The following is an 18,234-nucleotide window of genomic DNA, read 5'->3' as shown; positions in this document are numbered from 1 at the left end:
TACGCCACGTTCGCTACGCCTCGTCTTGCCGCAAAACAGCGCTTGGCGCGGACGTGCACGAAACGGCAACAGGCCCTGGTCGCCGCTTCAGGCCGCGGTTTCACGCGCCAGAAAGGCGGCCAGATCGTTGATCGTCGGGTAGTCGAACAAGTCGTTGATTTCGATGGTATCCGGCCAGCGCGCCTCGATGCCTTCGTGGATCTGGGCCAGCTCCAGTGAGGAGAGTCCGATCTCGAACAGGTCATCGCCGGGGCCGATCTGCTTGTCCGGGGCGACTTCATCGCAGATCGCCTTGAGTGCGTCCGCGAGGCCGGCGCCGGTCGGCGCGTCGGCAGCCGTATCGCGGGTTGCCATCAACGCGTCCAGCTCGGCGACGACATCGTCGAAGCCGCCCTCGGCATAATCGCGGGCGAGGGCGGCGCGTTGCAGCTTGCCGCTGGTGGTCTTGGGCATCTGGCGCACCGGGATCACGCGATCCACCGGCAGGCCGGTGCCGTGATTCACGCGCTGCGCGAGCGCGCGCGCGATGGGCACGAAATCCTCGGTATGGCCGCGAAAGACCACGAAAAATACCAGCTCGTCGGCGTCCGCGCCGGGTGCCCGCACGCCCGCCGCGGCCACCTTGTTCAGCTCCACGCCGTCGGCGGCCTGGGCGATGGCTTCCAGATCCTGGGGATAATGGTTGGCGCCGTTGACGAAGATGATGTCCTTGGCGCGCCCGGTGATGTACAGATCGCCCGCATGCACGAAGCCGAGATCGCCCGTATCCAGCCAGCCGTCGCCGATCCGTGCCGCCGCGTTGGCCGCGTCGTTGGCGTAATAGCCGGCGGTGACGTTGGGTCCGGCGATCCAGACCCGGCCGACCGTATCCGCGCCCAGCGCATGGCCGTCGGCGTCGGCGATGCGCAGGTCCGCGCCGGCGACCGGGCTACCGAGATTCACCAGTTCAACGGCGTTGTCGGAATCGTCGAAGCGCACGCTGTCGCCGATGCCCAGCTCGCCGCGGGCGACCCTGACCGTGGACAGGCCGGCGCCGGCCGGCGGGAAGGTCGCGGCCAGGCTGGCCTCGGCCAGCCCGTAGACACAGAACATGACGTCGGGCGACAGGCCGGTCGGCGCGAGTGTTTCCAGAAATTCACGTGCCAGCGGCGCGGCGATCGCTTCGGCGCCGTTGTAGATCAGGCGGACATGCGACAGATCGATATCCGGCAAGCCCTTGGCGCCGATCGCGCGCAGTGTGTGGCGATAGCCGAAGTTCGGCGAACACAACAGCGTGGCTTTCTTCTCGGCCGCCTTGTCCAGCCACAGCAGCGGGCGCCGGGCGAACAGATCGGTCGCCATCAGGTGATGATTGAAGGCGTGGCAAAGCAACGTCAGATGGAACCCGATCAGGCCCATGTCGTGGGTCAGCGGCATCCAGGAGAGGGCGACTTCGTGCGCGCCGAAGGCCGAGCCTTCGGTGATGGCCGCGATGTTGGCCAGTACGTTGGCATGGGTCAGCACCACGCCCTTGGGGTCGCCGGTCGAGCCCGAGGAGAACTGGATGAAAGCCGTGTCGTCGGCCGCCGGTGTAGCACGCTCGGCGGCCTGCTCGACCGCCGGCGGCTCGTCCGACAACGCCGTTTCGGCCAGGCGTTCGCCGGCGGCGGCTGCGCCGTTGTTTTCGAAATAGCCGAGGATACGCTCCATGTGACGCGCGTCGGTGACCACGCGCGGCTCGCCCATGTGCGCCCAGACCTTGGCCAGCTTGGCCAGATGCGCATCGGTCGCCCCCGCGGCCACCGGTACCGGGATCAGCCCGCCGTAGATCGCCGCCCAATAGAACTGCACGAAGCGCAGGTTGTCGGCGATGTATAGAATGATCGGATCGCCCGGCGCCGCGCCCTCGGCCTGCAGCACGGCCAGCATGCGCAGGGCGGCGCGCTTGAGCAGGCGATAACTCAGGCGGCGCTCGTCGTTGGCGCCGTCGATGAAGCCGATCTCGCCGTCGGTTTCGGCCGCGGCGTCGAGCGCGTCGGCCAGCGTGTTGAACGAAGTCATAACGTGGGTCATTCGCGCCGCAAAGCGACGGGTTTGATTACCGGGGCGTCAATTGTAAATAAATTCCGTCCGCCGGCCGTAGATTGATTGCCGATTCGATCGCCGGCTCGCCGTCGCCGAGCCAGGTCGGGGTGAACCGGCGCAGCAGCGTAGCCAGATGCACGCGCATTTCGGTGGCGGCCACATGCTCGCCGATACAATGCCGCGGGCCGGCCGCGAACGGCAGGTAGGCCAGGCGATGGCGCGGTTCATCCGCGCGTGCGAAGCGATCGGGGTCGAAGCGTTCCGGGTCGCGCCAGTAGCCGGGATGACGCTGCAGCAAATAAGGGCTCACGAATACCTGCGTGCCGGCGGCGAGGGTGTGATCGCCGAGTCTCTGATCGGTCAGCGCGCGGCGCGACAGCAGCCAGCCCGGCGGATACAGCCGCAGCACCTCGGCCACGACCCGGTCGGTGTAGGCCAGCGTTTCGCGGTCGGCGCCGCCGGTCTCGCGCAGCCCGCTTTCGTCCGTCGCATCGACTTCGGCCTGCATGCGCGCGCAAACGCTGGGATGGCGGGCGATCAGATACCAGGCGAAGGCCAGGGCGCTGGCAGTGGTTTCGTGGCCGGCCACGATCAGCGTCATGACTTCGTCGATAACGGCAGGGCGGCTCATCGGCTCGCCATCGCGATCGCGTGCGGCCAGCAGATGGCCGAGAAAATCGAAGTCGTCGCGCGGGCCTGCGGCCAGGCGGCGCTCGATGATGGCGTCGACGGTCTGTTTCAGGCGATGAAAACGGGCGGCGAAACGCAGATCGCGCGCCGGCTCCTCGGTCAGCAGCGCGAACGGATTGGCACCGTCGTCCACCAACCGGGCGTAGTCCGCGCCGAAGATCGACTTGAGCACGATCACGAGCGTGAGTTCGCTGGTATGGCTTTCGGCCTCGAGCGCATCGCCGCGCTCGGCCACCCGTTGCCAGCGCTCGGCCAGCGCGAGATTCTCGGCCACGATCATCGCGTTGAAATCGGCCAGACGGCGCGGGCGGAAGGCCGGCTGGATCAGGCGCCGCTGGCGGGTCCAGAAACCGCCCTCGCTGACCATGATGCCGTTGCCCAGAAGAATCCTGACACGGTCCAGCCCCATGCCTTTCGTATAGTCGTGGGCATGGCGGACGAGCACCTGCTGGGCCAGCGCCGGATCGTTGACGATCCAGTGCGCGGGGCCGCCCCCGGTCGACGGCACGGCGAACAGGTCGCCGTATTCGGCCTGCCAGGCCACGAGCTGCCGGCGGGTGGCATCATCCGGGGCGAGCGGGAACGCGGTCGCCGGACCGGGCAGGCCGGCCGCCGTGGCATGATTTGGCGTCGACTCGTTGGATTCGCACATCGCCGTCATGCCCGGCGCCTCGACCCACGTGGGACGCGATAGCCATAGCGGAACATCATGATTGTGTTAAATAACCATTTATGCTTGTAGTGTACATCGTCCTCGATCCGGCGCGCGAGGCGCTTTTTGCCGAGCGTTCCGCGACCCGGGCGCCGCCGGCCTATCGTGCGCGCGTCGAGGCGATGGGCAGTGCGGCGGCCCGGGCGCGGACGATGGCGGGGTTATGGTTGCTCGAACAGGGGCTGGCTCTCCTGGATCTGCCGCCGGAGCGGATCGAGGGGTTGGGCTTCGGCGCCGGGGGACGGCCGCAGTTCGCCGACGGACCGTCCTTCAGTATTTCGCACAGCGGCGGGCTCGTGGCCTGCGCGGTCGACGCCGAGGGCGTGATCGGGCTCGACGTGGAGCAGCGCCGCGACGGGGTCTCGCCGCGGCTGCGGCGCTGGGTCGCGCCGGACGGCGATTTCTTCGCCGCCTGGTGCGCGCGCGAGGCGGCCGTCAAGGCCAGCGGGCGGGTCGGTCTGGCGCGCATTCGTGCCACGACGATCGATGGCGCGTTCGCCTGCCTGGACGGTCACCGTTGGCATCTGTTGCCGTTGTCGCTGGCGCCCGGTTATGCCGCCTGCCTCGCGGCAGCGCGCACCCTGGCGCCGGCGGCGATCGGATGCGTCGACGCCGGCGATCGACTCAGCCGCGCTCGCGCCGGATGAAGTACAGGCCGGTGTAGATCTTGGGGTCGACCGGCAGACCCTCGGCTTCGCGCGCGGCGAGCCAATCGTCGATGGTGTCCAGCGCGACGGCATGCACGGTGATGTCTTCGCTGTCATCGCCGCCGCCGGGGCCGACGCGCGCCAGATCGTGCGCGCGATAGAACCATTGCGTTTCGCCCGACAGGCCGGCGCTGGGCGGCCCGGCGGTCATGTATTCCAGCCGCGCCGGGCGATAGCCGGTTTCCTCTTCCAGTTCGCGCGCGGCGGCTACGGCCAGGGCTTCGTCCTCCTCGCCGGCAATATCGCCCACCAACCCGGCCGGCAATTCCAGCACGGGGCCGCCCAGCGCGGGGCGGGGCTGTTCCACCATGAGCAGTTCATCGTCGGGTGTCACGGCCACGATCACCACCGCCCCGCGCGCGTTGACCCGGTCGACGAATTCCCAGGTGTCGATGCGCTGCAGACGCAGGTAGTCGCCTTCGTAGAGTATTTCGGTATCGGCCATCGGAGGATTGGATGAAAAAAGCGATGGGCGGAGTTTAGGGCCTGTGGCCGTCTTACGCGACGCCGTGCCGCAGCACACCGCATCCGCGCTTTGTTAAGCTTGCGCCGCACCGGCGGGCTCGCTCGATAGCGCATGCCGGTTTCCACAGCAACCGCCCGGGGCGAGACCCATCATGAGCAAGGCAGCGCATCGTATTCTCATCGTCGGCGGCGGCGGCCGCGAGCACGCCCTGGCGTGGAAACTGGCGGCCTCGCCACGGGTGGCGCATGTCTATGTCGCCCCCGGTAATGCCGGCACCGCCACCATGACGGATGTCAGTAATGTGGCGATTGGCGTGGACGAGCTCGACGCCCTGCGCGATTTCGCGCTCGACAACGCCGTGAGCCTCACCGTGGTCGGGCCCGAGGCGCCGCTGGCGATCGGCATCGTGGATCTGTTCGAGGCGGCCGGACTGGCCTGCTTCGGCCCGAGGCAGGCGGCGGCCGAACTCGAGGCCAGCAAGGCGTTTTCCAAGGATTTTCTGGCCCGTCACGCCATTCCCACCGCCGACTACGCCACCTTCGCGGATTACACGGCGGCCGCGGCCTATATCCGGGCGCGCGGCGCGCCGATCGTGATCAAGGCCGATGGCCTGGCCGCGGGCAAGGGCGTGACCCTGGCACACACGGTCGACGAGGCGCTGGCTTCGGCCCGCGACATGCTTGAGGACAACGCCTTCGGCGATGCCGGCGCCCGCATCGTGGTCGAGGAATTTCTTGCCGGCGAGGAAGCCAGCTTCATCGCCATGGTCGACGGCACGCATATCCTGCCGCTGGCCAGTTCACAGGATCACAAGGCCGCCTACGACGGCGATACCGGCCCGAACACCGGCGGCATGGGGGCGTATTCGCCCGCGCCCGTGGTCACCGACGACATCGCCGAGCGCGTGATGAACGAGGTGATGCGCCCGACCGTAGCCGGGCTGGCCGCGGATGGCCGCGCGTTCACCGGATTCCTGTATGCCGGCCTGATGATCGACGAGACCGGCGCGCCGCGGGTGCTGGAATTCAATGTGCGCATGGGCGACCCGGAAACCCAGCCGATCATGATGCGGCTGGAATCCGATCTGGTGGATCTGCTTGAGGCTGCCATCGCCGGACAGCTCGACACCGTCGAGGCGCGCTGGCGCGATGAGGTCGCGCTCGGCGTGGTCATGGCGGCGGGCGGTTACCCGGGCGCGTATGCCAAGGGCGATGTGATCGAAGGGCTCGACCGTGCCGTGGCCGAAGATGTCGAAGTCTTTCACGCCGGCACCGCGCTCGACGACGAAGGTCGGGTGGTGACCACTGGCGGGCGCGTGTTGTGTGTCTGTGCGCTGGGTCGCGATGTCGCCGAGGCCCAGGAAAAAGCCTATCGCGGCGTCGCCGGCATCCAATGGCCGAACGCCAGCTATCGCCGCGATATCGGCCATCGCGCCATCAAACGGGGCAATTCCGTTCGATAAACCCGCGGGTTGGCTCGGGGCGCTGATTCATTTGGCATTTTATGTTTGCAGTCCGCCAATGAACGCGAAGAGCGCTAATGGCGGGTCGGTATTCCGACCTGATCGACACGGGGCGCCGTCGTGCTTTCGGGACTTCGTTCGGCAAAAAAATCTGTCCGCAGATCAACACAGATTCACGCAGATGCGGTTGTGCTTTCGTGGCATAGCGGACTCGAGGCGCTAACCGGCGACGGCGTCGGACAAAGGTTGCAAGTCGGAGGGTTCGTTGGGGAACGAAGCCCATACAGCCGCTTGCGCCACGATCGAGCTAGTGCTCTCAATGACTAACCGTCATCTGCGTAAATCGGCGTTGATCTGCGGACAAATGCATCGAGAAACGAAGCGAGCAGCCCTACGGCGCCCGTAACTACGGATGTCGTGAACCCGCCCCGCCATTAGTGCTCTTCGCGTTCATTGGCGGACTGGATTCGCGATCTGCCGGTTTCGGGGCAGAAGAAAAGCGTGCGATCCGCTCAGCGCTGTCTTTCGGTGCGTATATCGCGCGCATAAAAAAGCGGGCGCCGTAGCGCCCGCTTTAAGTCCGCCGAACCGCCCGGATATGCCGGGCGGTTGCAGATATTGCTTACTTCTTGATCAGATCGCCGTCGAAGTAGAAGGCGACGGCCAGGTTGAAGCGGCCATGCCAATCGCCGTTGTTCGGGCCATCGAAGGCCATGGCGCCATTCTTGGACTCGATCCACTCTGCCCAGATATCCACCGGGCCGGCGAACATGGCGATGCCGGTGGTGTTTTCCTGGACGTCGCCGATACGGTTGCCCACGTTGTCGTAGTTGCCGTAGCCGGAGTGCAGATAGCCGTAGTCATTATAGACTTCGAAGCTGCTGATCGGGCCCATGTTGCTGACGTTGAACGTCCGGCCGACGCTGGCCGCGTACAGCTGGCCCTTGGCGGGCATCAGGTAACCGTAGCCATAATCCTGGAACGGCACGGCCTCGGTGTTGCCACCGGCGATGTCGCTCGGGATGTTGTACTTGTAGTCGACGAACTGACCCTGCAGCACCCAGTTGCCGAGGTCGGCCTCGGCCGCCAGGGTACCGGCCCAGCGCGAGCCGTATTTGGTGTTGCCGTTGTTGCTGGTGTACTCGAGCTCGCCACCACGGCCGGCGATCGACAGGTTCAGCGTATTGTCGCCGTTCAGCTTGATGGTACGGCCCAGACGGGCGTTGCCGCCGTTGACCAGACGGGCGCCGCTGCTAACAAGGTCCCCGTTGGCATTTTTCGTGCCGCTCAAATTCGGGTTACCGCCGTACGTGCTCTGCTGCGACAGGCCCTGATTCTTGAACGCGTCGAGGTCGAAGCGCCAGCCGTTGTTCTCGTACTTGTACCCGAGGCCGGCGGCCTGGTTGTCGGCGAAGCCGGCATAGTAGTTCAGGTTGGCCCAGAACGATTGATAGCCGTAGGGCAGGTTGCCGAAGGGCACCTGGAACATGCCGCCCTTGACCTGGCTCGTGTCGTTGGGGCCGAAGTCGTACGCGGCCCAGGCGTTATGCAGATACTGGCCTTTATTAAAGTTCACGGTGGACCAACGATAGTCGGCGGCATAGGTGAGTTTGCCGTACTGCCCGGCCACATTCAGATCGAAATAATCGAGGATCAGGTCCCCACCGCTGCCTTTGTTGGCGGAATGTTGTTTCTTCTGGTATTCCGCGACCACACCACCGCCGATGGTGAGCTTCTTGGTCGGCCCCGAAGACTGCGTGCTCGTGGTGGGCGCTGTCTGCGCCTTCTGCTGCTGTTCCTGCTGGGTCTTCATATCCTGCACCTGCTGCTGCAGCTGCTGGATCTGGTCCTGCAGCTGTTGCAGCGTGGGCTGGTCAGTACCGCTATGGGCGGCGGCCTGTACCGACCACAGCGCGGTACAACCGCACACGGCGAGTGCCAGGGTCTTGGCTGGATGTTGACGCATCATTATTCTCCCTACTCCCTTTTTAAAAAGCATTGTGCCGAACAAGGCGCTCGGATTCGCGAATCGTTTGGCGGCACCGCTCCAGGGCGGCATGGCGACCAACGTCTACTGCGACGGAGGAGCGATCGGTGTCAGGATCCGCCCCAGCGGGTCTGATCCGGCAGGCCGATCGACGCTCGCCATCGACACACGACGCTGGCGAAGCCAACAGATCGCAACCGATTTCGACGTCCAACGAATTGCCCCCCTTGGCAAGTAGTCCGCGAACTCCCTTTTATTCGCGTTATCAACATACCACTAATTTACTAGCAATTTAAATCCCTGCGGGTAAAAAAACTTTCATGCCGGGTTTCGGCACGTACCGGCGAGGGTCTTTTTTTTCCCTTTAAACGCAGCAGGTTAACAGGCCGCTTAATGCGGCCGGGGCCGCGCTGCCCGGCCGACTTATACGAGAGACGTGTATCCAGCATGCTGATCAAGCCGACCGAACGCGGTCTGTATTGCGGGGCCGGGGATTTCTACATCGATCCGTGGCGGCCGGTTGAACGCGCGTTGATCACGCATGCGCATGCCGATCACGCCCGCCCCGGGCACCGGCGCTACTGGACGGCGGCGCCCGGCGAGGCGCTGCTGCGGCATCGGTTGGGCGCTGACATCGATTGTTCCGGCGTTGCCTACGGCGAATCGCTGAGGTTCGGGGACGCGCGGGTCTCGTTCCATCCGGCGGGGCACATCCTCGGTTCGGCCCAGATCCGGGTCGAAGCGGGCGGCGAGGTGTGGGTGGCGTCCGGCGACTACAAGCGGGCGCACGATCCCACCTGCGCCGATTTCGAGCTCGTGCCCTGCGATACCTTCATTACCGAGGCCACGTTTGCGCTGCCGGTCTATCGCTGGTCGTCCAGCGCCGAGGTGGCGCGCGAGGTGGCCGCCTGGTGGCGCGACAACGCCGCCGCCGGGCGGGCCAGCGTGCTGTTCTGTTATGCGCTCGGCAAGGCTCAGCGGTTATTGGCCGAGCTGGGTCAGCGCGATGATCTGCCAGCGCAAAGGGCGTTTCTGCACGGCGCGCTGGTGCCCCTGACGCAGGTTTATCGCGCGGCCGGCATCGAAATGCTGGCCACCGAACCGGTTTCGGCGCAGCCCAAGGATCGTGATTTATCCACGGCGCTGGTGCTGGCGCCGCCCTCGGCGGCCGGTTCGCGCTGGATGCGCCGTTTCGGCGAACATCGCAGCGGGTTTGCCTCGGGCTGGATGCGGATTCGCGGCAACCGCCGCCGGCGCGGCTACGATCGGGGTTTCGTGCTGTCGGATCATGCCGACTGGCCGAGTCTGATCGATACCATCGAGGCCACCGGTGCCCGCCGCGTACTCGCAACCCATGGCCGCACGGACGTACTGGTCTCGTATCTGCGCCAGCGCGGCATCACGGCCGAGCCGCTGGCGACGGATTATGCCGACGGCCCGGAGCGCGAGGACAACTGATGTGGGCGATCGCCACCCGGCGTAGGCTATGATGATGCCATCGACTCGCCATCAACGAGAGGTCGATCATGGCTGTCGCAACGTGCGCGATGGGATGCCTCTGGAAGCCGGAGCCGATCTTCCGCCGCATCCACGGGGTTGCGGATACGGCGGTTGGCTGCGCTGGCGGCGACCTGCCGAATCCGTTCGACCCGCAGCTTTGCGCCGGTGCCACCGGTCAGGCCGAAGTGGCGCAGGCGTCGTACGACCCCGAGCGCTTCGGTTACACGGCAGGGCGGGATGTGTTCTGGCAGCACCGCGATCCGCACCCCCGCGCCCGGCAGGGCGCGGACGTGGGACGCCCGTATCGGTCGGCGATGTTCACCCACGGCGATGCCGAGCGCGCCGCAGCGCGGGCCAGCCGGGACGTGTATCCGACGCAACGAACCCGGCCGGTCGTCACCGAAATCGAGCCGCTGCGGGCCCTCTATCGCGTCGAGGATTATCATCAGCGATTTATGGAAAAGACCGCTACGCTGTGTCTGTAGTCGACGCCCGGGCCCGGGCGTGCGTCGCAGGGGGCGAACCCGAACGCTGGCGGCGACCGCCGCCCGGCCCTTGAGATGGTGATGCGTCGCTCCGAGGCGCCCAAAGCGCGCCGTGCGCGCCGTGCGCTGTCCCTGCCGGATCACGCCGAGGATCGGGCACGTCTGGCGCTGCATCGAATGGAACGGTCGCTGGTTCGCGCCCGGCTCGATCGCCCGAATCTCCTGCCCGATGCGGACTACCAGAATCTGCGCTATGCCATCGGCCTGGCGCGGCTCGGGCGTTTCCGGCCGTTCAATCAGCCGGACGGCCCGGAGGTCGATATCGATATGGCGCCGGTGCTGCCGCTGCGCGACTGGCTGCTCAATCATCTGCACGATCCACTCCGCCTGCCGTCGCCGGCCGAGGACAAGCTGGCAATCGCGCGCGAGGCGGCCGGCGTGGCCCGTTCGCGCGCCGCCCGCGTACGCGCCGCACTGCTGGATACGCACCGCGACGATTTCGATGCGGCCGCGCTCGATCGCGAGGCCGGCCAGCGCGCGCTGGTGGTTGTCGCCGGCGGCGGTGGCGGGGCCGGCTATGTCTATGCCGGCGCCTTCGCCTGTCTGGCCGAAGCCGGGTTGGTGCCCGACTACATCGTCGGCAACTCGATGGGCGCGATCCTCGGTCTGATGCGGGCCCAGCACCGCTACGCCGATATCGACGAGCACATCGATTTCGCCGCCGGGCTGAAAAAGAGCGATATCTATTCGGCCGCGCGCCGGCGGCGCAGCGAGTTCTGTCTGGGCGGCCTGTTCCACCTGCATCTGACCGCGCTGCATCAACGGTTTGCCACCGGCGATCTGCGGCGCCCGCTGCGCCTGGACGAGCTGGATATCCCGCTGGACGTGATCGTCGCCGGGTTGAAGCGTCATTCGTATGAGCGCCTGTCGGCGGAAATCCGGGCCGGGGAAGCACGCGCGGCGCGTCTGCTGCCGTTGCCGGTGCGCGTGGCCTCGCGGCTGACGCGCATCCTGCAGTTCTTTCGCAGCGACATGGTGGTGCCGATCGTGCTCGGCCGCGATACCACCACGCGATCGCTGCATGCGGTGGATGCGGCCGGTTTCTCGGCGGCGGTGCCCTCGATCCTGCAATACGAACCGGGCGCGCGCGCCGGGTCGACGCGCGAAATCCTTTCGCACCTCATGGCGTATCACGAACTCGTGGCGCTGGTGGATGGCGGCGTCGCCGACAATGTGCCCACCCGCGCGGCCTGGCGCGGTGTGGCCGCGGGCCGCGCCGGCGGCACCCGCAACGGTTATTACCTCGCCTTCGACTGCTTCCTGCCGCATGTCGATCCGAAGAACCTCTGGCTCTGGCCGATCACCCAGACCGTGCAGCGCCAGATGCGGGTGAACCGCGTCTATGCGGATACGATGGTGCGCTTCCGGCGCACCTTGTCGCCGACGAATCTGGTGCCCGGCCGGGCCGGGCTCGAGCTGGCCGTGGCATGGGGGCGGCAGACCATGCAGGAAAGACTGCCGGAAGTGCGTGCCATGCTGGCACCGGCGACGCTCGGCGCAGCCCCGGGGGCGCGTTGAGCCTGAGCGAACACGTCGGCCGTCGGGAGACGCCGGACCCGTTCGCGGTCATCTCGGGCGATCGCAGCCTGGCCGAGCGCCTGCTGCTGCTCTGGGATCTGGCGATCATCGGGCTGGTGACGATCAACCTGGCGTTGATCATCTTCGACACGCTGTTCGCCATCGCGCCGGTGGGTCATGCCGTCGGCGCGCTCTGGCCGGCCGCCCACGATTGGTATGCGCAGCATGTGCACCGGAATTTCACCGCCATCGATCTGGCGTTCGTCAGCGTGTTCGTGCTCGACGTGCTGGCGGGCTGGATGTTGGCGATCATGCAGCAGCGCTACCCGCGCTGGTATTTCTATCCGTTCGCGCGCTGGTTCGACGTGCTTGGCTGCATCCCGGTGGCCGGTTTCCGGTTTCTGCGTGCGCTACGCGTGATCTCGATCGTGATGCGCCTGCAGCGGCTCGGCGTGATCGATATCCGCGGCTGGGGGCTCTATCGCCAGCTGATGGTGTACTACGACATCGTGGTCGAGGAGATCTCGGACCGGGTCGTGCTCAAGGTGCTGACCGGCGTGCAGGACGAAATCAAATCCGGCGGCCAGCAACTCTCACGCCGGATCGTGCGCGATGTGATCGCGCCGCGGCGCCGCCCGTTGACGCGTGCGGCCAGCGCCCAGCTGGAGTACGCGATCGTGGCAGCCTACCGCGGCAATCGCGATCAGATCCAGGCCTATCTCGGTCGTATCGTGGGCCGGGCCGCGGATGCCAATCCGGCGCTGAAGAACCTGGAACGCGTGCCGATGCTGGGGCGCTATGTTTCCGAGGCCATCGATGACGCCATCCGCGACACGGTCAACCAGGTGCTCGACGAAGCGGTGGAGGGGCTGTCTTCGGCGGAATTCGACGCGCTCGTCGGCAATCTCGTCGAGGCGGCCATCGAGCGGTTGCTGGCCCAGGAGGTCGGCGCGGCCTCCTCGGAGATTCGCGACGTCACCATCGAGGTCCTCGAACTGGTCAAGGAACAAGTGGCCGTACAGCGCTGGCGAGAGCATTTCGAATGATGCCGGGGCGCGCCATCGCGCGGCCCGAGACGGATTGTCACATTGGCGTTATTTTTCGGCTTTAGCGTAAGTGCTTAAACCGGATCGCGGCGGCATCGATCGTTTCAAGGGGGCATGCGTGCAAGGCATCAAGCAGGCTTTGTCGGCGGCGGTTATCGCGCTGGCGCTCGTGGCGGCAGGGGCTCAGGCTCGGGCGGCGGACAAGCCGATCCAGATCACCTGGTGGCACTCGATGGCCGGCAAGAACGGCGAGACGCTCGACCATCTGGTCTCCGAATTCAATCACTCGCAGTCGAAGTACCATGTCGACGCGGTTTACAAGGGTAATTATTCGCAGTCGCTGACGAGTGCGATGGCTGCGTTCCGCGCGCACAAACAGCCCGACCTGCTGCAGGTGTTCGAGGTCGGCACCGCGACCATGATGGCGGCCACGAACGCCATCGTCCCGGTCTACAAGCTGATGGCGCAGCACGATGTCGGCTTCAAGCCGGATGCGTTCATTCCCTCGGTGAAGGGCTATTACACCGATAGCAACGGCCACATGCTGTCGATGCCGTTCAATAGCTCCACCCCGGTGCTCTACTACAATCGCGACGAGTTCAAGCAGGCCGGCCTTAAGCGGCCGCCCAAGACCTGGTCCGAGCTCGGCGACGACGCCAAAAAACTGCGTGATGCCGGCGTGAAGTGCGGCTTCACCACCGCCTGGCAGTCGTGGATCCAGATCGAGAACTTCGCCGCCTGGCAGAACCAGCCCCTGGCCACCGAGGACGACGGTTTCAAGGGAATGGGCGCGCGCCTGCTGATCAACAAGAAGCCGTTCGTCGAGCATATCGGCCGGATGGCATCGTGGACCCGGAACAACCTATTCCAGTATGGCGGGCGCGAGGATTCGCCCATGCCGCTGTTCTACAGCGGCAACTGCGCCATGTTGTTCCAGTCGTCGGGCTCGTTCGGGTCGATCCAGAACAACGCCAAGTTCGACGTCGGCGTGGCGCCGATGCCCTACGACAAGCGGGTGGTGGACCAGCCGCAGAACAGCATCATCGGCGGCGCTTCCTTGTGGGTGTTGCAGGGCCAGCCGAAGTCGCACTACCAGGGCGTGGCGGAATTCCTCAACTTCCTGGCCCAGCCCAAGCAGCAGGCCGAGTGGAGCCGCAACACCGGTTACGTGCCGGTGACCGAAACGGCCTATCGGTTGCTCAAGAAACAGGGTTTCTACAACAGGAAACCGGGCGCCGAGGTGGCCATCAAGGAGCTGACCCTGCACCCGCCGACGGCGAACTCCAAGGGCCTGCGGCTGGGTAACTACAACCAGATCCGCAATATCATCAATGCGCAACTCGAAGCGGTCTGGTCCGGGCAGAAGAGCGCCCGGCAGGCGCTCGATTCGGCGGTCAAGCGCGGCAACGCGGAACTGGAAAAATTCCAGAACGCCAATTCCTGATGACCACGCGAACGCGGTGATCTTCGGGCTCTGGCGTGGCGTACGATGATCGAGCGGCGCGTTGTTTTCGGCCATCGCTGGCTGCCGCTCGCGCTGATCGCGCCGCAGCTGGCGATTACGGCCGTGTTCTTCTTCTGGCCCGCCTACGAAACCGTGGTGTCGGCCTTCTATGCCCAGGGCGCGTTCGGCGGCGGCGAGCATTTCGTGGGGCTGGCGAACTTCGTCGCGCTCTGGCACGACACGAACTATCTGCATTCGTTCTGGGTGACGCTGGTGTTCAGCGCGGCAACCACGGCCCTGTCGCTGTCGGTTTCGCTGCTGCTGGCGGTCAATGCCCAACGCGCGCTGGCCGGTGGGCGCATCTACCGGGCGCTGCTGACCTGGCCCTATGCCGTGGCGCCTGCGATCGCCGGCGTGCTCTGGCTTTTTCTGTTCAACCCGGGCGTGGGGCTGCTTGCCGATGCGCTTTCGGTATTCGGCGTGGCCTGGAATTTCCATATCCATGGCGGCCAGGCGATGATTCTGGTCGTGATCGCCTCGGCCTGGCGGCAGATCGCCTATAACTTCCTGTTCTTCCTGGCCGCGCTGTACAGCATGCCGGGGTCGCTGATCGAGGCGGCGGCGATCGACGGCGCGGGCCCCAGCCGACGCTTCTGGACCATCATCTTCCCGCTGCTGTCGCCGACCACGTTCTTTCTGCTGGTGATCGATCTGGTGTATGCCTTCTTCGAAACCTTCGGCGTGATCGACACGGTCACCCACGGCGGGCCGGCCAACGCCACCAACATTCTGGTCTATGAAGTGTTCCAGACTGGCATGCAGGGCATGGACATCGGCGGCGCGGCCGCCCAGTCGGTGGTGTTGATGCTGTTCATCATCGGGCTGACGGTGCTGCAGTTCCGTTTCATCGAAGGCCGGGTGCGCTACTGATGGTCGAGCGCGGCGGGTTTCGGCGGGTTCTGCCGCATCTGATCCTGCTGGGCGGGCTGCTCCTGGTCGGCGGCCCGATTGTCGTGGCCGTGATCGCTTCCAGCCATGCCGCGGCGGATCTGGTCGGTCGCTTCCCGGCCTCGTTCGGTTCGCATCTGCTGGCCAACTACGGGCATGTGCTGGCCGCCGGCGGCAACGGTTCCAGCGCACCGGCGGCCACCATGCTGTTCAACAGCCTGGTGATGGCGCTCGGCATCAGCATCGGCAAGATCGTGATCTCGATCGCTTCGGCCTATGCGATCGTGTATTTCCGGTTCCCGCTGCGGCGGACCTGCTTCTGGCTGATCTTCATCACCCTGATGCTGCCGGTGCAGGTGCGCATCCTGCCGACCTATCAGGTGGTGGCCGACCTGCACATGCTCGACAGTTATTCGGGGCTGATCGTGCCGCTGATCGCCTCGGCCACTGCCACGTTCCTTTTCCGGCAGTTTTTCTTCTCACTGCCCGACGAGTTGCTGGAGGCGGCGCGCATCGACGGCGCCGGGCCGCTGCGTTTTTTCCGGGATATCGTGCTGCCGCTGTCGCGGACCACCATTGCCGCACTGTTCGTGGTGGAGTTCATCTACGGCTGGAACCTCTATCTCTGGCCGCTGATCGTAACCACGCAGGAGAACATGACCACCATCGTCATGGGCATCCAGCACATGATCGCGGTGGCCGACGAGGCGCCGTCCTGGAACTGGATCATGGCCACCGCGGTATTGGCGATGCTGCCGCCGCTGGCGGTGGTCATCCTCATGCAGCGCCAGTTCGTAAAGAGTTTCGTGGATACGGAGAAATAGCGCGCATGGCTGCGATCGAGTTCGACAATGTCGTCAAGCGCTACGGCGACGATGCCGTCATCCACGGGCTGGATCTGGCGATCCAGGCCGGGGAGTTCCTGATCGTGGTCGGGCCTTCCGGCTGCGGCAAGTCCACGCTTTTGCGCCTGCTGGCCGGCCTGGAGCCGATCAGCGACGGCACCGTGCGCATCGACGGACGCGTGGTCAACGACCTGGAGCCGCGCGAGCGCAATGTGGCCATGGTATTCCAGAATTACGCCCTGTATCCACATATGACCGTGTTCAACAACATGGCCTACGGGCTGCGCATCCAGCGCCGGCCCAAGCACGATATCAAGGCGCGCATCGAGCGCGCCGCGCAAATCCTGCAGCTCGACCCGGGCCTGCTCAAGCGGCGCCCCAAGCAATTGTCCGGCGGCCAGCGTCAGCGGGTGGCGATGGGGCGCGCGATCGTGCGCGAGCCGAAGGTGTTTCTGTTCGACGAGCCGTTGTCGAATCTCGATGCCAAGCTGCGCGTGCAGATGCGTATCGAGATCAAGCGGCTGCATCGGATGCTGGGCATTACCACGCTGTACGTGACCCACGATCAGGTCGAGGCGATGACGCTGGGCGAGCGGCTGGTGGTGATGAACGGCGGCCGGATCGAACAGGTCGGCCCGCCCGCCGTGCTCTACGATCATCCGGCGACACGTTTCGTGGCCGGTTTTCTCGGCTCGCCGGCAATGAATTTCATGCCCGGGCGGTTGGCGGCCGACGGTCGCTGCGTCATGCTGGCCGACGGCGCCCGGCTGGCCCTCGAGCGGCGCTACGTCGGCGGCGAACAGGATGTGGACGTCGGCATACGCCCCGAACACCTGAGTCCGGCCGAGCACGGCATCTTCACCCAGCGCGTGGAAATGGTGGAGCATCTGGGCGCCGACAGCCTGATCCATGCCGCCGACGCACACCGGGCGCTGGTCTGCCGGGTGGCCGGCCATTCACCGCTCACTGCCGGTGACGAACTGCGACTCGGGCCGGCCGAAGCCGCGCCGGTGCATCTGTTCGATCAGGCCACGGGCGTCCGACTGGAAGCCTGCGACACCGCCGCGTAGCGCGCCGGTCCTGTCTGTATCCGGCGGGCAACGGCTCCAGGCCACGTGCCCGGTCGGGCCCTGCCGCCTCATCACACCGGTGGGCGCGCATGCGAGGCGACGGCGCAACCGCACGCGCGCAGGGCTGGACTTTGCGCGCCCGATGGGTTTGATTTGACACAGGGCCAGATCACGATCAGCGAACAAGACGAGCCATGTCCACGACAATACGAGCCCTGATCACGATCCTGGCGGCGTTGCTATGCGTGGGCGCTCTGGCCGGTTGCAAGATCGATTGGCTTGATGCCCTGGGTATCCACAAGCACAACGACAATACCGCCCGGGTCGGCAACACGAACGTGCCCGGGCTTGATGTCGCCGTCTCGGACTACGGCTTCGCCCAGACCTACGCCAATCTCGAACAGGCAATGGGCAGCAACAACTATTACCGCACGCTCAAGACGGATCTGCAGTCCGAGGCCGGCAACGCCGGTCGCAGTATCCGGCCGACACGCGTGATTCTGTACCAGGACCCCGGCCGGATGACGCCGCTGATTGCGGCCGATCGGCGTGCCGGACTGGATCTGCCGCCGGCGATGCTGGTCTATCAGGACAGCAGGAACAACGTCGGCGTGGCCTACAACAGCAGCGATTATCTGGCGGCACGCTACGACCTCGCGGCTGCAAAGGACGCGCTCGACGGGCTGGGCCGGGACGAGGCGACGCTGGCGAACGATGCATCGGGCCAGAATATCTCCCGTACCGGCAGCGTCAGCAGCATCGGTCAGGGCGAGGGGCTTGTGGATCGCACCAGCGCCCACGGTTTCGATACCACGCTGGCCAACCTGATCAGTGCGATCAAGAACAACAGCAACCTGCAACTGCTGCAGCAGTTCGATCATCGGGCGGCCGCGCACAGTATCGGCAGCATGCTCGACGCCAACGATGATCCGTCGACCCTGGTGGTGTTCGATGCCGGCGCCGAACAGGCCCGGGTGATCGCCGGCGGGCAGACCGTGGCGGTCGATCTGCCGGCCCGCATTCTGGTCAGCCAGGACACCGACGGCACGGTGAATGTGAGCTACAGTCAACCGAGCTATCTCGAGACCCGTCACAACGTCGCGGCTGCGAACGCCATCCGCGATTTCGACGGCACCCTCCGCAGCCTGGTCGGCAAGGCGGTCAATTAGGGCCCGTGACGGTGTGGACAAATCCTTGTTCCGTCTGCCGGATGTTAAAAAAAGCAGTTAT

General features: G+C 65.7%; 15 protein-coding genes. 11 read left to right on the top strand and 4 right to left on the bottom strand.

The genetic code is table 11. The features are described 5' to 3' along the window. Positions 1-87 precede the first annotated feature (87 nt). Both ACS8YF_RS06040 and ACS8YF_RS06035 read right to left on the bottom strand, forming a co-directional pair. Positions 88-2,040, bottom strand: a complete 1,953-nt coding sequence (locus ACS8YF_RS06040; protein WP_440849318.1) for a non-ribosomal peptide synthetase — start codon at positions 2,038-2,040, stop codon at positions 88-90. Between the two features lie 37 nt (positions 2,041-2,077). Then, on the bottom strand, positions 2,078-3,415 hold the full coding sequence (locus ACS8YF_RS06035) for a cytochrome P450 (protein WP_440849317.1): 1,338 nt from the start codon (positions 3,413-3,415) through the stop codon (positions 2,078-2,080). A 71-nt stretch (positions 3,416-3,486) separates the two neighbouring features. Between ACS8YF_RS06035 and ACS8YF_RS06030 the strand changes: the two genes are divergently transcribed. Continuing rightward, on the top strand, positions 3,487-4,113 hold the full coding sequence (locus ACS8YF_RS06030; protein ID WP_440849316.1) for a 4'-phosphopantetheinyl transferase family protein: 627 nt from the start codon (positions 3,487-3,489) through the stop codon (positions 4,111-4,113). On the opposite strand, the gene ACS8YF_RS06025 is transcribed toward ACS8YF_RS06030, so the two are convergent. Continuing rightward, positions 4,091-4,618 (bottom strand): NUDIX hydrolase, encoded by a 528-nt coding sequence (locus ACS8YF_RS06025; protein ID WP_440849315.1) that lies wholly within the window; start codon positions 4,616-4,618, stop codon positions 4,091-4,093. The genes ACS8YF_RS06030 and ACS8YF_RS06025 overlap by 23 nt on opposite strands. A 172-nt stretch (positions 4,619-4,790) precedes the next feature. Here ACS8YF_RS06025 and purD point away from each other — a divergent pair, with 172 nt between their 5' ends. Beyond that, the gene (gene purD, locus ACS8YF_RS06020; protein WP_440849314.1) at positions 4,791-6,101 is read left to right on the top strand and encodes a phosphoribosylamine--glycine ligase; all 1,311 of its coding nucleotides are present in this window, start codon (positions 4,791-4,793) and stop codon (positions 6,099-6,101) included. 622 nt (positions 6,102-6,723) lie between these two features. Here purD and ACS8YF_RS06015 read toward each other — a convergent pair. After that, positions 6,724-8,067, bottom strand: a complete 1,344-nt coding sequence (locus ACS8YF_RS06015) for a hypothetical protein (RefSeq protein ID WP_440849313.1) — start codon at positions 8,065-8,067, stop codon at positions 6,724-6,726. Between the two features lie 468 nt (positions 8,068-8,535). Here ACS8YF_RS06015 and ACS8YF_RS06010 point away from each other — a divergent pair, with 468 nt between their 5' ends. From ACS8YF_RS06010 to ACS8YF_RS05970, 9 genes are all read left to right on the top strand, one after another. Next, positions 8,536-9,546 carry a ligase-associated DNA damage response exonuclease gene (locus ACS8YF_RS06010; RefSeq protein WP_440849312.1) on the top strand — a complete coding sequence of 337 codons (1,011 nt, stop codon included), beginning with the start codon at positions 8,536-8,538 and terminating at the stop codon, positions 9,544-9,546. Between the two features lie 68 nt (positions 9,547-9,614). Further along, on the top strand, positions 9,615-10,073 hold the full coding sequence (gene msrA, locus ACS8YF_RS06005; RefSeq protein WP_440849311.1) for a peptide-methionine (S)-S-oxide reductase MsrA: 459 nt from the start codon (positions 9,615-9,617) through the stop codon (positions 10,071-10,073). Positions 10,074-10,154: 81 nt separating this feature from the next. Beyond that, the gene (locus ACS8YF_RS06000) at positions 10,155-11,651 is read left to right on the top strand and encodes a patatin-like phospholipase family protein (RefSeq protein ID WP_440849310.1); all 1,497 of its coding nucleotides are present in this window, start codon (positions 10,155-10,157) and stop codon (positions 11,649-11,651) included. Beyond that, positions 11,648-12,697, top strand: coding sequence for an ion transporter (locus ACS8YF_RS05995; RefSeq protein ID WP_440849309.1), 1,050 nt, complete (start codon positions 11,648-11,650; stop codon positions 12,695-12,697). Before ACS8YF_RS06000 ends, ACS8YF_RS05995 begins: the two co-directional genes overlap by 4 nt. 127 nt (positions 12,698-12,824) lie before the next feature. Then, on the top strand, positions 12,825-14,141 hold the full coding sequence (gene ugpB / locus ACS8YF_RS05990) for a sn-glycerol-3-phosphate ABC transporter substrate-binding protein UgpB (protein ID WP_440849326.1): 1,317 nt from the start codon (positions 12,825-12,827) through the stop codon (positions 14,139-14,141). A 48-nt stretch (positions 14,142-14,189) separates the two neighbouring features. Then, complete coding sequence (ugpA, locus tag ACS8YF_RS05985; RefSeq protein ID WP_440849325.1) at positions 14,190-15,071, top strand: sn-glycerol-3-phosphate ABC transporter permease UgpA; 882 nt, start codon at positions 14,190-14,192, stop codon at positions 15,069-15,071. Next, positions 15,071-15,913, top strand: coding sequence for a sn-glycerol-3-phosphate ABC transporter permease UgpE (gene ugpE / locus ACS8YF_RS05980; RefSeq protein WP_440849308.1), 843 nt, complete (start codon positions 15,071-15,073; stop codon positions 15,911-15,913). The genes ugpA and ugpE overlap by 1 nt, the downstream gene beginning before the upstream one ends. A gap of 5 nt (positions 15,914-15,918) precedes the next feature. Next, positions 15,919-17,004: an ABC transporter ATP-binding protein gene (locus tag ACS8YF_RS05975; RefSeq protein ID WP_440849307.1), complete on the top strand. Its 1,086-nt coding sequence runs from the start codon at positions 15,919-15,921 to the stop codon at positions 17,002-17,004. A gap of 194 nt (positions 17,005-17,198) precedes the next feature. After that, positions 17,199-18,173: a DUF302 domain-containing protein gene (locus tag ACS8YF_RS05970; RefSeq protein ID WP_440849306.1), complete on the top strand. Its 975-nt coding sequence runs from the start codon at positions 17,199-17,201 to the stop codon at positions 18,171-18,173. Positions 18,174-18,234 lie beyond the last annotated feature (61 nt).

Origin of the sequence: Salinisphaera sp. SWV1 (assembly GCF_052044155.1) — a bacterium.
GTDB lineage: Bacteria > Pseudomonadota > Gammaproteobacteria > Nevskiales > Salinisphaeraceae > Salinisphaera.
The sequence above is the reverse complement of the archived record's forward strand: the minus strand, read 5'-3'. Positions and strand labels throughout refer to the sequence as shown.